We start from the raw sequence: 14,362 nt of genomic DNA, 5'->3' as shown, positions 1-14,362 counted from the left end.
CATTAGATGAATTTCGTGCTCGCTGAAGCGAGAAGGCGAATGCGAGCGAGCCCGAGGCGAAAGGAGTTCGCCCAAAAAGGGCTCAACGGCAAGGAGTTCCAGCCCGTTCTTCCAAGACACGCCAAGTGATAAGGGTTGTTGAACGACGATTCAGTACACAAATTCTGCATAATAGCTTATGCTGTACAAACACACCTTTAGAGTGTAGAAACGATATACAATCATGAAGACGAACGGACTCCGCTTTTTCATCTACGCGCGCAAGTCAACCGATTCAGAGGACAGACAAGTGCGAAGCATCGACGACCAAATCGCCGAGCTTTCCGCGCTGACTGAAAAAGACGGAGCGAAGGTCATAAAGACCTTCATCGAAAAGCAGACTGCCAAGAAGCCGGGACGCCCCATTTTCAATGACATGCTTGCACGGCTTGAAGCCGGTGAAGCGGACGGCATTCTTGCCTGGCATCCCGACCGCTTGTCCCGTAACGCCCTCGATGGTGGGCGTATCATTCACATGATCGACCAGGGCCTTATCAAGACCCTCAAGTTCTGCGCCCACCATTTTGAAAATACTCCCGAAGGAAAGTTCATGCTCCAAATTATTTTCGGGCAGTCCAAATACTACGTAGACAATCTTTCGGTGAATGTTCATCGCGGCATTCGGCAGAAACTTGCCCGAGGCATGTGGCCTCAATATGCCCCTTTGGGTTACGTCAACGACGCGAAAACTCGTGGTCTGGTCATTGACCCTGTTCGGGGGCCTTTTATCCGTGAGATGTTTGAACTCTATGCCACGGGCAAGTATTCACTCGAAAGCTTGAGCCATACCATGGATGCCCTTGGCCTCATTGGTCGCAGAGGATTGAAACTCAATCAGGCAAACATGCAGTATATCCTCCGCAACCCCATCTATTACGGCCTCATCCGATACACCGGGGAACTCTACGAGGGTGCGCATGAACCGATCATTACCAAAGAGCTTTTCGATATTGTCCAAGGGCGGATGAAGCGCAAAAGCAAAGCCACACGGGTTAAAAAGAAATACTTTGCATACCGTGGTTTGTTTCAGTGTGGCGAATGTGGTGGCCTCATTACCGCCGAGGAAAAGTGGAAGCATCAAAAGAACGGCAATCGCCACCACTACGTCTTTTATCACTGCACCAAGCGGATGAAGCAACCCTGTGCGCAGCGGTGTATTCGGGAAGAATCGTTAACCTCCGAAGTCGACCACACGTTGCGACAGGTTGCCTTGCCTGAAGCCGTGCACAAGTGGCTTTGCGAAGAATTGGATCGGATGGAAACTGAGAGCATGGCTGCCGCTTCATCCTCGAAGCAACGCTTGATCGAAGCTTCTGCTTCATGCGACCAAAAGCTTGAGAAGCTCATGTCCGCATACTTGGACAACGTTCTTTCCTTGGATGAATACCGGGAACATAAAGCCAAACTCCTTGAGGAGAAGAACGACTACAAGGTGCGTTTGAAGGCCCTGGAAGGGGCCAAGGGGGATTTTTGGTTCGAACCTGCCAGACAGACGCTGGAAGCCAGTAAACAAGCGGGTCTACGGGCGATTGAGGATAAAAATGAGGAGAAGCGGGATTTTCTCCAAAAACATGGTTCGAACCTGTTTCTGAAAGACAACAAGCTTGGCGTGTCTTGGAAGAACGGGCTGGAACTCCTTGCCGTTGAGCCCTTTTTGGGCGAACTCCTTTCGCCTCGGGCTCGCTCGCATTCGCCTTCTCGCTTCAGCGAGCACGAAATTCATCTAATGCGGGGGGCGTAATATTCCCCCCTTGGGGGGACACAAGTTCAAGCGTTCGTGGGGGCGGAGCCAAACGAACTATGTGAGTGCGGCGCAGGGGGAACGGTTGGGCCAAAGGGCCACACTACTTGGGCAATGGGAGCGTCGCTTGGTCAGCAGGAGTCGCTTGCTTTGGATAAAGCCCGTTTTTCACGTCCTCTGCAGTGTTGTTCAGCCCGCTGGCGAAAATACGTATCCAACGATCTCCCTGAGGTTGCCCGGTATAGCGTTTTCTCATGATCTCCATCACCTCCACCGTGGCTTGATTGCCTTCCGGAAAGTCCATTTTTCGAATCTCTTGTAGAAGCACACCCATATATCCCAAACGATAGAATGTGGCTTCGTCATATCCGTCATCTGGTCGTAAGGCCGGGGGCAGTTGACTAAATTGGTGCTTCAAGTGCTTCACCATTTCAGTGCAGGCTTCTTGACTATAAGTTTCGCGCAGCACCTCAAGAGCCTTAATCTTTAACTGGTAATCAGGTTCGGTATTGAGGGTGGCAACCGCCGTTGTGACCGCTGGAGGGAGGGCCCTTACTACAGAAGGGGCAGTGGATTCGGCTTTTATGGGGGGCAGTGCTTTGATGCTATAGTCGGGAGAAACACCTTCCTCGCGCGAGCAGGCAGCGACCAGTCCGCAAACCATAAGAGCCAGGACAACTCGAACATTCATTTTGCTAGTGAGCTTTTCAGCATCTCCTCTGTCTGATATTTGGATAAACGTTTGGTGCTTCCGACTTCATTAACATTTGAAGTATCATAAAATAAATTCTGACTAGTTGTTCGCTCGGTCGAAAAGTCGGAAAATCCTGGAAGGTGCGTAGCGTTCCCCAAAACGTGAATAAGTTCATGACCAATTGTCCATGGCCCCTGTGATCTTCCCCCCGTATATTAGGCCGGGGCGAGGGAGAGGTTGGTGGTGTTTTGGTTTGGGTTGTTTGGGTTCCAGCGGGCCGCGAAGGCATCGGGCGGGACACGTCCGATGGAGCTTTGGGGCCGAAGGGAGTTGTAGTCGGTTTTGCGCCAATGTTCAATGAGGAGCTGCGCCTGGGGGATGGTGTCAAACCAATGCCGGTTGAGGCAGTCTTCGCGGAAGGTTCCGTTGAAGCTTTCGATGAAGGCGTTCTGCATGGGTTTGCCGGGTTGGATGTGATGGAGACGGACGCCGGTGGTCTGGGCCCACAGATGGATGGATTTTCCGGTGAACTCCGGACCGTTGTCCGTGGTGATGATCTGAGGCAAAGGTCGGGTTAGGGCCAACCGCTCCAGGACATCGACGACACGGTATCCTCCCAGTGACGTATCGACTTCAATGGCCAGGCATTGGCGGGTGAAGTCATCGACCAGGGTCAAGCAGCGGAAGCGGCGGCCGTCCGAGAGTTGGTCATGGATGAAGTCCATCGACCAGCGCTGGTTGGGGGCGGTGGGCGACTCCAAGGGAACCCACCGGGCCGAAGGCAGCTTGCGCCGCCGCCTGCGGCGCAAGGACAGGCCTTCTTCCCGGTAGATCCGCTCGGTGCGCTTGTGGTTGATGACCAAGCCTTCCGCCTTTAGCACATCATGGAGGATGGGACATCCCCAGGTGGTCTTCTCTGTCGCCCAGTGCTTCATGCGTTCTCGCAAACGCCGATCGGGATCGGGTCGGGGTCGGAACTGGACCGAGGAACGGTTCCAGCCGCTCAAGCGGCAGACCCGGCGCTGGGAGAGCCCAAAGCGTTCCATCATCTCGGCCACGGCCGAACGACGGGCTTTGGGCTTTAATACTTTTTTGCGAGCATCTCCTTCAACACCATCGCGTCCAGGGCCTGGTCGGCGACCAGCTTCTTGAGTTTGCGGTTCTCCTCTTCCAGGAGTCGCAGGCGTTTGGCGTCGGAGACTTCCATGCCGCCGAACTTCTGCTTCCACTTTTAATAGGTCGGCTGACTGATGCCGTGGCGACGGCAGATGTCTTCGACTTTGCCGCCCGCACGGGCTTCGTTGAGCCCTTGGATGATCTGTTCTTCACTATACCGGTTGCGTTTCATGGTTGGGTTCCTTCCTAGCCCCGTAGGGCTTGAACCTCAACCCGCTCCCGGCCTAATTACAGGGGGAAGATCACTCGGTATCCTTACCGGGCCCGGGGGTAAATCCAGAGGGTAAGGCCCGGGTAGTATAGCCGCCCCTACCCAGAATGATTGTCGCCTACCCAGTCTGATATGGTTTAAAGAGAGACAGCTACTGCGAGGAATGGGCGGGTAGGAAGAGGGGAGAGGTGGAGCCACAAAGGGAGGGGATACCGTCACTCACCCGATGGGCAACAAAAAGCCCCGCACGAGGCGGGGCTTTTGGAAGGAGGAAGAAAATTTCCTAAATCAGGCTTTTATCTGACGGCGGCGGAGCCAAGCCAGTGAAGCCATTCCGATACCAAACAAGGCGTAAGTTGAGGGCTCAGGAATAGTGACCGGCACCACATCCCCGACGAGATTTCCCATGCGAATGGTGTCGAATCGGCCTTCGTGCGTATCTCCGTTCAAAGCAAACCCGAAGCGGGTGAAGGAAAAATTACCCGCTTGCGTTCCGGTGGGTGCCCCGGTGCCATCAAAGGTCGCCAAGTTGGGGTTGAGGAAATAAGTGAGCGTATCGGCATTTCCCGCGCCGAAGTCGATTTTGAAGACAAACAGACTGCTGACCCCGGCGTCAGCCAGAGGAACATAATTGGTGGATGCTCCGCTCAGGAATAAATTCAAGGTGGAACCGGCCGAGTAGGCGTAAGCAAAGGATCCCCAGAGGGTCGTGCCATCCGCTCCCACGGATCCGCCGGAAACGTAGGAAGAAAACGCGCCAGCAAGATCCACTTGACGGGTCATGTCCATGTAAGCCGGTCCGCCGTAACCACCCGCCAAATTGGCGTAATTCCCACCCACGGCCGAATAGCCGGAATAACTCAGATTCGCGACGTTGTTGCGTGTGGTATGAAGGTAGCCGAAAGAAGGCGAAGAAGTAGCCCAAGAGCCACCCCAGCCGGACCCGCCGTTATTTCCGTCTATGGTGGAATCGATCGTGTAGCCATTGAAGTCTTCGTTCAACAGGGTGGCGGCCCGAAGGGAAAACAGGCCTGCGGACAGAGTAATTGCCAATACGAATAGTGTTTGTTTTTTCATGGAGGTGTTTCTTTGTTTCTTGAGTCAACTTAATTGCTTTTACTGTGTAACACAAGTAGCAGATTGCGCAAGCGTTGCGCAAAGCTTGACCTGACTGTCTCCTTGTCATAGTCCTAAGTGTATGGCGCCTGATGCCCCCAGTTTGGCTTCGCTGGCCAAGGCCGCTGGGGTTGCTCCCTCGACTGTCTCTCGCGCCTTGGCCAATTCGGCCCGTATTCCCGTTTCCACCCGCATACGGATTCAGCAATTGGCGAAGGAAATGAATTACCGGCCAAATCCCTTTGGATCGGCCATGGCGGCCCGGCTGCGTCTCAGCCGGTCCAGCCGCAGCCATGCCACTCTGGCCTGCATCCACACGGGCGATCCCTCGGACAAGGATTGGTATGCCAATCCGTTTTATCGCCGCTACCTCCAGGGAGTGGAATCCCAGGCTAAAACCCTCGGCTACGACCTGCAATCGTTCTACCTTCGTGGCAAAGACATGAATGCCCTGCGGCTTTCATCCATCCTCCACGCCCGAGGTATCAACGGTGTCGTCATTCCCACGATACCCAATCCGGAGGAAAACCTGGAGTTGGAATGGGACCACTTCGCTTCGGCCACCATCGGTTTTCAATTCAAGCACCCCATGCTCCATAGTGCCATGAACCGGCACGATCATACCATCTCGTTGGTGCTCCGCGAGATGACCCGGCTGGGTTACCAGCGCATCGGGTTGATGATCCTGCGGCTTTCCGAATTATTGGCCGAACGGGCCTTCACTGCCGCCTACCTCTTGCACCAATCGGAACAGTCCCGCAACCACCGGATTCCCATCTTGGTGACCGGACTCGGAGATGAAGGGCACCAATATTCCCAATTCAAGGCATGGGTGGAGTCGGCCCATCCGGATGCGGTCATCAGCCTGGGTATGGGACCTCACATCCTGCGCTGGCTCGCAGAGATGAATCTGAATGTGCCCGGCGATATCGGGGTGGCGGACATGGACGTCCATCCGCCCACCACCTTGGCGGGGGTGGACCAGTTGCATGAGATGGTCGGTGCGGCAGCGGTGGACTTGGTCTTGGGCCAGATCCACCGGAATGAAAGCGGGGTGCCGGAACATCCCAAAACGGTCATGCTGGAAGGGGTCTGGCGTGGCGGGGAGACCGTTCGATCTCTCTCCTGATCTGGCCAGTATGAACAACCACATCCCAAAGTCTCTGGCCGACTCATGGATTTGGTGTTCCCACCCCAAACCAGAACGAGGGGACCTGCACGCGGCCTTCCGCAAGACTTGGGACCTTCCTTTTGAACCAGCAAAGGCCACGCTTCACCTTTTTGCCTTCACCCGCTACCGGCTTTACCTTAATGGAATTTATGTCCTGCGCGGCCCTGCGCGCTACGAGAACAAGGAGCCGTGTTACGATGTGATCGATGTTTCCGGTTCGCTTCGTTCTGGTACGAACACGCTGGCCATTCTGGTGCACCGGGATTCGCCCAACGGACGCATCCAAGGGCATGAGCCCGGTTTGACGGCTTGGCTCGATGTGGAAGGAACTTGTGGAGAACAACTTTCGATCTGCACGGACGAAACCTGGAAGGCTGTGCCAGAGGAATCCTTTCTGTCCCCTTCCTTGCTCTGGACTGCGGTCCCTGGTGAGGACGACATTCACATCAGCCACGGTTGGGGTTCGATCCCGGAGGTGATTGATGCGAGGCTGGGTTTGGGCGATTGGACGGCGGCAGTGTTCCAGGATGCGGACTGGCCCGAAGCGGTCTTCTGTCCTGGGCAACCAGAAGGCAATTTCAAAGAACGGGCAATACCCTTGCTCCAGGAAAAACGGTTGCCATCGACCGGAATGAAGGTGGCAGAGATGCCCCTGGATTCCGCATGGCCACTCACTTTGCGGGCCGGCGAGGAAGTCCTGATTGACATCGGCCGACTGGTCCAGGCTTACGGAGTGTTCGATTTCGAGGCCTCTGTGGGCAGCCGCCTCTTATTGGGATATCTGCCGCCGGAACAGGAGAAGGGCCTGCCCGTTGCGGACCGCACCAGTCTCTATATCGCGGAAGAGGGACGGCAAACCTGGATGGGAGGGGACACCTTCGCCTTCCGCCGTCTCCTCGTTCGGTTGGAAACAGGTACCGTTACTTTGCATGACCTCCGCTTGGTGGAGGTGCTCTATCCGTTTCAACTGTCTGGCCGGTTCCGATGCAGTGACTCGGACCTTACCCATCTTTGGCACATCGCGGCCCGGTCGCTGGAATTGTTGAGCGAAGATGCCTATGTGGACTGTGCCGACCGGGAGCGGGTGGAGTGGATGGATTCCGACCCGCCGGCATTCGACTGCACCCGAGTCATGATGGACGGACCTGGTGAGGGGGGAGGTGTGGTGTTTGCGGATTCCCGGTTGTTCCGGGAGATGCTGCGCCGGACGGCCCTGAGCCAACGCGAGGACGGATGTGTCAAGGCCCACACCTGTTCCGACCGCTGGGACATCCATGCAGTGATGGAGGATCGCTGCGCGCTTTGGATGCATGGGGTGAAGAAGTATTACGACCACACGGGCGACCTCGGCTTTGTCGGCGAACTGTGGCCGGCGTTGATGCGCCAAGCCCGTTGGTTTCTGGAACAACGTACGGAGCGGGGACTCATTGCCAGCCGGGAATGGATGTGCTGGGACAATCCCATGGCCTATCAGATTTGCGAGGGAACTGCGCTCAACGCCTTTGTGGCGGGTGCCCTGCGGGCAATGGTCGGGCTGGGGGCCTTGTTGGGGGAGGAGGCGGATGGGTTTCTTTTGAAAAAGGAGTCCGAAGCGTTGGTTGAGGCCATCAACTGCCACCTCTGGGACGATGAAGTTGGGGCCTACCACGCCGGTTTTTTTGCCGATGAACATAAAATCCAGTCCGAGGTTTTTTTTGGTCAGATCAAATTCCGACTCAGGGTTGAGCGGGGGCTGGTTGAGCCCAGCCTTCATGCAAACCTTTTCGCCCTCAATCAGGGAGTAGCGGGAGGGGACAGACTTGCCAAGTCACAGAACTGGGTCTTAGGCCATCTGGACCAGGCGACGGGGGTGCTGATCCACCACTACCTGTTTGATTTTCTTTACGGACTGAATGATGCCAAGATAGACCAGATCGTGCTCGAACGGATTCGGGACAAATGGCGACGGATGATCCGGTCACCCTTGGAGAGTACTTGGGAGGATTTCGTGCATGGTTCCAAAATCCATGCCTACGGGTTGGTCCCGGCCTATTTCCTCAGTGCCTATGTTTTGGGGGTGAGGCCTCTGGAAACTCCCGACAAAAAGCAGCTCCTGATTGAACCCAGATTGGGTGATTTGGAATGGGCGGGGGGCGTGGTCACCACACCGTGGGGACATGTGGAGGTGGAATGGAACTCGAAAGCGTGCACCTTTCATCTCAGTATCCCACAGGGCATTTCCGTGGAACTCCGTTTACCCTGTGACGGAATCAAAAAAATGGAAATACGGGACAAGCAGGGACGGGCGATACCTGTGGAGCGTAATGAGGCCCAGGTCGGTGCTTTTTTCCCAGGGGGAGTTTACCTAGGCCACTGGGGGAGTTAGGTGCGAAACCTATTCAGGGCGAAATGGCCCGTTTCAATGTGGCGGATTGAAGCCGGATCTGGCCGAGGAATCGGTTGGGTTCGTCGACCAATTCCCACGTGATCCGGAGTTTTTCCCCAGATTTTGATGCGTGATAGCGCACGGTGAATACCACGGAAAACCCATCGGGCACGGCCGACCAGTTCCCATTTCCCATATTGCCGTTCCAGGAGCAGCTTTCGTAAGCCGGAGCCGAGCCGTCACTCAGATCGGCGCGGAATCTTCCCGTGGCGCCCTCCAATCCAGCCGCATAAACTTTCAACTCGCGCTCGGTTTCGTCGGCCATCACTTCAAATTGAAAGGCGTGTCCGAGGTGGTTCATCCACAACGCTTCATTTGTTCCCTCGTTTTGGGCGACGGGATCGCCGTTATTCCAGGAAAGCCGTACAGGACCGCCGACGGTATGGGCGACATGGCCTTCGCCGGAATATTTGAGCGGACCGATCAAGCACGGGCTTTTGGCTTTCTGCACCCGTCCGTCCTTGTTGCCTCCTCCCCAAACGACCCAATCTTCCAGGAAGCCTTGTTCCAGATCGAGTGAGCCGGGTGCGGGTTGGCTCGAGCCGGAGAGTTTCCCTTTTCCGGCCTCCCCAATCTGCAGCGTTTGGTCGATCCAGTTGTTGGTCTTGGAGGTTTCCCCCGAGATGCGGTTGATGTCGTCGGCGCGCGCGAGGAGGAGGTGGGCCCCTTCCGTGGCATTCCAGACAGGGGGTTGATGCGGACCACCACCGCCTTCGACGCGCACTTCTTCTCCAGGCGCCAAGGGACGGTGGATGCCGCCCCACGAGATGATGTGGCCATCCACGGAGAACGTGGCGCTGAGAGGCGTTTCATAAGGAGTCGCTCCCGTGCCGATGTTTTTGACCGTGGCCCAAAATTGCACGGGGTCGCCTGGGTTGATTTGTTGCTGAACCGTTCCCGTCGCTGTCACGATGAGATCGGGTCGTTTGTCGGGTGTTTGGGCGATGTGGCGGGACCGGGCCGAAAGACCACCCTCGGCGTTGTAGCTCTGGATTTCGTAAGGATAGCCCAGGCCGGGACGAATCCAATCGGAACGGTCCCGCCATTCGGTTGTATCGGGAGGTAGCGTGGCGACGTGGTGACCGGCGCGGAAGACGAAGAAGCCGGCGGTGGAATCTTTTTTCGGCGGTGCTTTCCAGCGGAGGAGGACTTCATTTTCAGTGGTTTCGGACACCAAGTCCGTGACTGAAGCGGGCAGGGATTGTTTCCCATCGGGCTGGCGGAGTCGCAGGAGCGTGACCGAGGAGGGGATTTTGAGTCGCAGGACTTTGCCCTCCGATTCAGGCTTCACGCGATAGAGATCATAGGTTCCCTGGTCGTTTTGCGTCAGAACCTCCACCTCCTCCTCGATCGGTCGGAGGAATCGCAGCACAACAGGGAGTGGCGGAGGGGTGAGATCCTGTTTGATGCGGGAGTCGAAATTGGGAACCTCGTTCCAAAGAAGGAGGCGATAGCTGCCGTCGGTCTTTTGCAATGTTAGGGAATGCAGGGTATCGGGAGCTCCTTGCGGTACGAAAAGCAGGGCACGAGGGCTGAGGGATCCCCCTTCCCATTTCATTGTCTGGGCATTCCATCGGGCGTCGGACAATTCGGCGATGAAGTTTTTAAGGGCGAACCAGGAGGGACGGCGGGTGGCTTGGTCGTTTTCAAGCAAGCCGTAGCCGTCGGCGTTATGAAGGGCAAAAAGATAAGTGCGGGGAATGCCATGACGGAAGTATTCGGCCAGGAGCATGGGGATGTTGAGGGCCTGGGCGCGGAGCGAACCTGTCTTGTGGGTTCCATTACTGACATCGCTTTCGACATTGTATCCGCACTCTGTGGGCATGAAGGGCTGAATTTCATGTCCGACGGGGAAGATGTTATTGAAGCGGGTAACATTCGTCATCAGGCTGGAGGAAGGAACGTCATAACCCTGGTAAGAATGCATATTGGCGAAGTCGAACCCGGTATGAGGGCGGGCGAGGCGGTAATCGGAAAAAATGGCGGTGAAGGCGACCACGGGGAGGTTTTTGGTGGCTGGATCGGCCCTCAAGGCGGCGATGGCGTCTTTCATGTATGCCGCACCCGCGGCCTCGTCGGTTTTGCCTTGGTATTTCAGGTTCAGTTCTTGGGGGGGGAATTTGTTGTTGAGTTCGTTGGGTCCTTCGACACCCCAGATGACCCCCGCGGGATACCGTTTGATTTCTTTGACCAGATCGTCCGGGGAGCCTGTTTTGTGGGGGTCGATCAGCATGAGAGGGCGCGCGCCGTATTTCCGGCAGGCGGCGGCAATAAGATCCGGGGATTCTGGACGTACCAAATCATGCTTGAGTCCGGTGCGGTAGTAACGCACTCCCAGGTCAAAAAAAAGTTCGGGTGGGTAATGGGTGCCCGCCCCTTTGAAAGGACCTGAATCCAGATAGCGTTCGAATGGCGAGGCATTCAGGCCGATGGAGTCGATGAATTGGTCGGAAGGGTAGGCCGGTTGGGGATATGGGGCGGAGAAAATGATGGTAGGTAGGAGAAAAGTTTGGGTAAGGAAAAGGAGGCAGGCAAAAAGGGTTTTCATGATTGCAGGGGATTGGCGTTGCATCCGTTTTTGAAATCCGGGACGTAGGGCGCTTTTCCAATATTGAAAGAGCAAAAGTTATCCATCTGGATTGCGGGTGGATGTCGCGTTTACGGTCAGACTTATCGGAGACAACCATTCTTCAAAATCAGCCTCCCGGGCACCGATCGCCGGGCCGTCGGTTTCCACCTGTCGTCGGACAGGGTCGCTGACGATTTTGAACCAGCGAATCCGGTGGCAGCCCAAGTCCCGTACCACGTGACGGACGTAAGGGACAATGAAGCGGGAGACGTAACCATCGATGTCGCGCACCGCCGTTCCGGGCTTGGCGGCCGGTTCGCCCCACGCCCGAGGGGCTCCTTCCCAATCGGGAAAGTGGAAGGGTTGAGGCGGCTAAATGGATCGGGGATGAGGTTGACGTCCCGGTTCTCGGCCCAGGCATTGACCCACTGCAACTGGCGAAACGAAGGATGACTGGGTAGAAAATGGTCCTGCGTATCGGGGATGAAGGCGGTATTCTGGCCGTAACGGATCAAGTTCGTGCCCAGCCAGGATGCGTGGTGAAAAAGGCGCTCCCATCGGGCTTCATCATCGGGGGTGGGATAAACCGATTCGTCGAAACCGGAATAGCAATTGAAGGCAGGCCCTTCAGCCAGGGGATGGCCGGTCTTATCCGAGACGACCAGAACGCTTGAGGCAGCCTGGCTATGGGTAAGGCGAAAGGGTGTCATGTTTTTCCATTCTAGAGGATCGGGCGCATTACTTCGGTAAAGCGAGCTGGTCAGTAGAACATCCCCACAAAGCTAATGATACAACTGCTATTGACAATAAGAGGTCCCTGTTTTGAAATCAACCAAGATGTATCTCCACAAAATTCGGCATTTCTTGAATTACTCCTACGCCCGTCGGGTGTCCGCCAGCGGGTTTTTTATGATCAACAAACGGCGATTCCGCTCGGAGATCCAAGATTTGGGCCATGAGATCTTCCGCTGGCGGGTGACGGGCTCCGGTTGGACGGCCAACGAAAGCCAGGTTCAGTTGACTCCCCCCTGCAAGAAGGACAGCGCCAGCAGGTTTTTACTGGGGTCCAACGGAGGAATCAGCCTGCGTGATGGAAGCGGACACCTGTTCTTTCAATCAGCGCCGGGCCAAGGATTCGGTGTTTCCGGTTCCGGCTGGGTGATGCAGTTCCTCTATCAACCGGATTACCAGTTTTACGGGATGGGCCAGAAAAACAATGGATTCGAAAAATCCCATCTGCGGACGAAATTTTGGAACACGGATGTCTTCGGCGATTTTCCGGCCACCCAGGTCTGGAATGAGACCACCGATCCGATGTATGTCTCGGTGCCCTACCTGATCATCAAGCGGGGTAACACTTATTCGGGAATCCTGGTCAACAACCCCCATGCGGTGTTTATGGATACGGATTCGAACTACCATTTTGCGAAACGCCCGAGTGATTACGTGCCCCGGGTTTGGATCGGCTCGGAACAAGGCATGCCCGAGATGTTTATCATCCATGGGCCGGATTTACCCGGCTTGACCCGCAAGCTGCAGCAGCTCTGCGGAACCACCCCCCGGCCGCCGCTTTGGGCCCTGGGCAACCACCAATCACGCTGGGGTTATGCCGGAATCAAGGACTTGGAGTGGCTCGACCGCGAGCACCGCAGGCACGGCATTCCCTGTGATGGTCATTGGCTGGATATTGACTACATGGAAAATTTCAAAGTATTTAGTTTTAATCCGGCTCATTTCCGCAACGTCCGCAAGGATCTGGCCGGCCTTCGTAAAAAAGGCCGACGGGTGGTGGCCATCCTCGATCCGGGTGTCAAAATGGAAAAAGGCTATCCCATTTACGACGAAGGAAGTCGGGAGGGACACTTCTGTCTCAATTTGGAGAAGAAGGAGTTTGTCGGGCATGTCTGGCCTGGGGAAACCGTCTACCCTGACTTCTCACAGAAAAAGACCCGCGATTGGTGGGCCCGCCATGTGGCGGAGTTTGCCCGCCAGGGAATCGCCGGTTCGTGGATCGACATGAACGACCCGTCAGTGGCCGGTGCCGAGCCCTTCGATATGCTCTTTCGGGGAGGACGGGCCAACCACAGCAGTTTTCACAACCAATACGCCCTCGGTATGGCCCGGGCCACCCGGGACGGATTCCTCCAAGCCCATCCGAACCGGCGACCTTTTGTCATTTCCCGCAGCGGCTTCATCGGCCAGTGCCGCTACTCTGCGATTTGGAACGGGGACAATGTCTCCAACTATTTCCATCTGAAAAATTCCATACCGATGACGCTGAACCTGGCGCTGTCCGGCATTCCTTACAACGGACCCGATGTCCCCGGTTTTGCCCGCAATGCCTCCCCGCAACTCGCCATCGATTGGTACAAAACCGCTTTTCTCTTTCCGTTCATGCGCAACCACAGTGAGTTTGCCTGCGATCCTCAGGAACCCTGGCGCTATGGTCCCAAAGTGCTGGGGGTGATCCGGCATTATGTGCGTCTGCGCTACAAAATGCTGCCCTACCTTTACAATCTTTTCATCCGCCAGGAGGCCACAGGGGAAGCCATCATGCGCCCGCTTTTCCACGACTTCGAAGACACCCGGGCACTGCCCTTAGGCAAGGTGGACGATCAGTTCCTCATCGGACCGGATGTCATGCAGGCACCCGTGGTGGAGGAAAACCAGAAATCACGCAGCGTTCTTCTGCCGGGCAAAAAAAGATGGTTCTCGGCTCTCGAGGGGGAATGGGTCCAGGGAGGGCGGCGCATCACGGCCGCTGCAGGGGACCGTTCCACGCCTTTGTATTTCAGGGAAGGAGCGATCGTTCCCATGAAGGCGGGAGAAAGGGGCGACCCGGCAAACGATCTGGCCCGGATCGAATTCCATGTTTTCCTGGCCCGCGAGAGCAAAGGATCCTACCACAACAACTACATCTTCGATGATGGGGAAACTTTTGACTACCGGCGGCGGAAGCAGACTGAATTGGAGATCAAAATGGAAAACAGCCGCAAAGGATTGAAGATCGATGTCCGCACCGTGCAACTGGGTTATAAACCGTGTCGTTTCCGGGTCGTTCTCTATGCCGATTTCCCCGAAGTCTTGGTCACCCTCAACGGAAGGGGAGTAAAAACCGGATGGCGGAGGCGCCGGTGGACCCTGACCGGCAAGTCGATCAAGACCTATGTTTCCAGTGAATGGAGCAGTGACTGAGCCCGGCGCGGTAGTCCGCCGAAAC

Annotated in this window: 8 protein-coding genes and 1 pseudogene; 4 read left to right on the top strand and 5 right to left on the bottom strand. The window is 56.0% G+C overall.

Features of this window, described 5'->3' with window-relative positions:
* Positions 1-223: 223 nt before the first annotated feature.
* Entirely contained in the window at positions 224-1,780 is a 1,557-nt protein-coding gene (locus SFU85_03490; protein ID MDX6765832.1) for a recombinase family protein, read from the top strand.
* A gap of 103 nt (positions 1,781-1,883) precedes the next feature.
* On the opposite strand, the gene SFU85_03485 is transcribed toward SFU85_03490, so the two are convergent.
* The 4 genes and pseudogenes from SFU85_03485 to SFU85_03470 all read right to left on the bottom strand — a co-directional run bounded on the left by SFU85_03485 (position 1,884) and on the right by SFU85_03470 (position 4,938).
* Positions 1,884-2,471, bottom strand: a complete 588-nt coding sequence (locus SFU85_03485) for a hypothetical protein (protein ID MDX6765831.1) — start codon at positions 2,469-2,471, stop codon at positions 1,884-1,886.
* Between the two features lie 218 nt (positions 2,472-2,689).
* Positions 2,690-3,523, bottom strand: coding sequence for an IS3 family transposase (locus tag SFU85_03480; protein MDX6765830.1), 834 nt, complete (start codon positions 3,521-3,523; stop codon positions 2,690-2,692).
* Positions 3,524-3,555: 32 nt separating this feature from the next.
* A pseudogene (locus tag SFU85_03475) lies at positions 3,556-3,822 on the bottom strand (transposase).
* Positions 3,823-4,149: 327 nt separating this feature from the next.
* Positions 4,150-4,938, bottom strand: coding sequence for a PEP-CTERM sorting domain-containing protein (locus SFU85_03470; GenBank protein MDX6765829.1), 789 nt, complete (start codon positions 4,936-4,938; stop codon positions 4,150-4,152).
* A 121-nt stretch (positions 4,939-5,059) separates the two neighbouring features.
* Between SFU85_03470 and SFU85_03465 the strand changes: the two genes are divergently transcribed.
* Positions 5,060-6,106 carry a LacI family DNA-binding transcriptional regulator gene (locus SFU85_03465; protein MDX6765828.1) on the top strand — a complete coding sequence of 349 codons (1,047 nt, stop codon included), beginning with the start codon at positions 5,060-5,062 and terminating at the stop codon, positions 6,104-6,106.
* A 10-nt stretch (positions 6,107-6,116) separates the two neighbouring features.
* Entirely contained in the window at positions 6,117-8,513 is a 2,397-nt protein-coding gene (locus SFU85_03460; GenBank protein MDX6765827.1) for an alpha-L-rhamnosidase N-terminal domain-containing protein, read from the top strand.
* A 13-nt stretch (positions 8,514-8,526) separates the two neighbouring features.
* Here SFU85_03460 and SFU85_03455 read toward each other — a convergent pair whose 3' ends face one another.
* Complete coding sequence (locus SFU85_03455) at positions 8,527-11,121, bottom strand: CARDB domain-containing protein (GenBank protein MDX6765826.1); 2,595 nt, start codon at positions 11,119-11,121, stop codon at positions 8,527-8,529.
* An 885-nt stretch (positions 11,122-12,006) separates the two neighbouring features.
* Between SFU85_03455 and SFU85_03450 the strand changes: the two genes are divergently transcribed.
* Positions 12,007-14,337, top strand: a complete 2,331-nt coding sequence (locus SFU85_03450) for a glycoside hydrolase family 31 protein (protein ID MDX6765825.1) — start codon at positions 12,007-12,009, stop codon at positions 14,335-14,337.
* Positions 14,338-14,362: the final 25 nt, after the last annotated feature.

The organism is Candidatus Methylacidiphilales bacterium (assembly GCA_033875315.1).
Lineage (GTDB): Bacteria > Verrucomicrobiota > Verrucomicrobiia > Methylacidiphilales > CAZTYG01 > JANRJG01.
The sequence above is the reverse complement of the archived record's forward strand: the minus strand, read 5'-3'. Positions and strand labels throughout refer to the sequence as shown.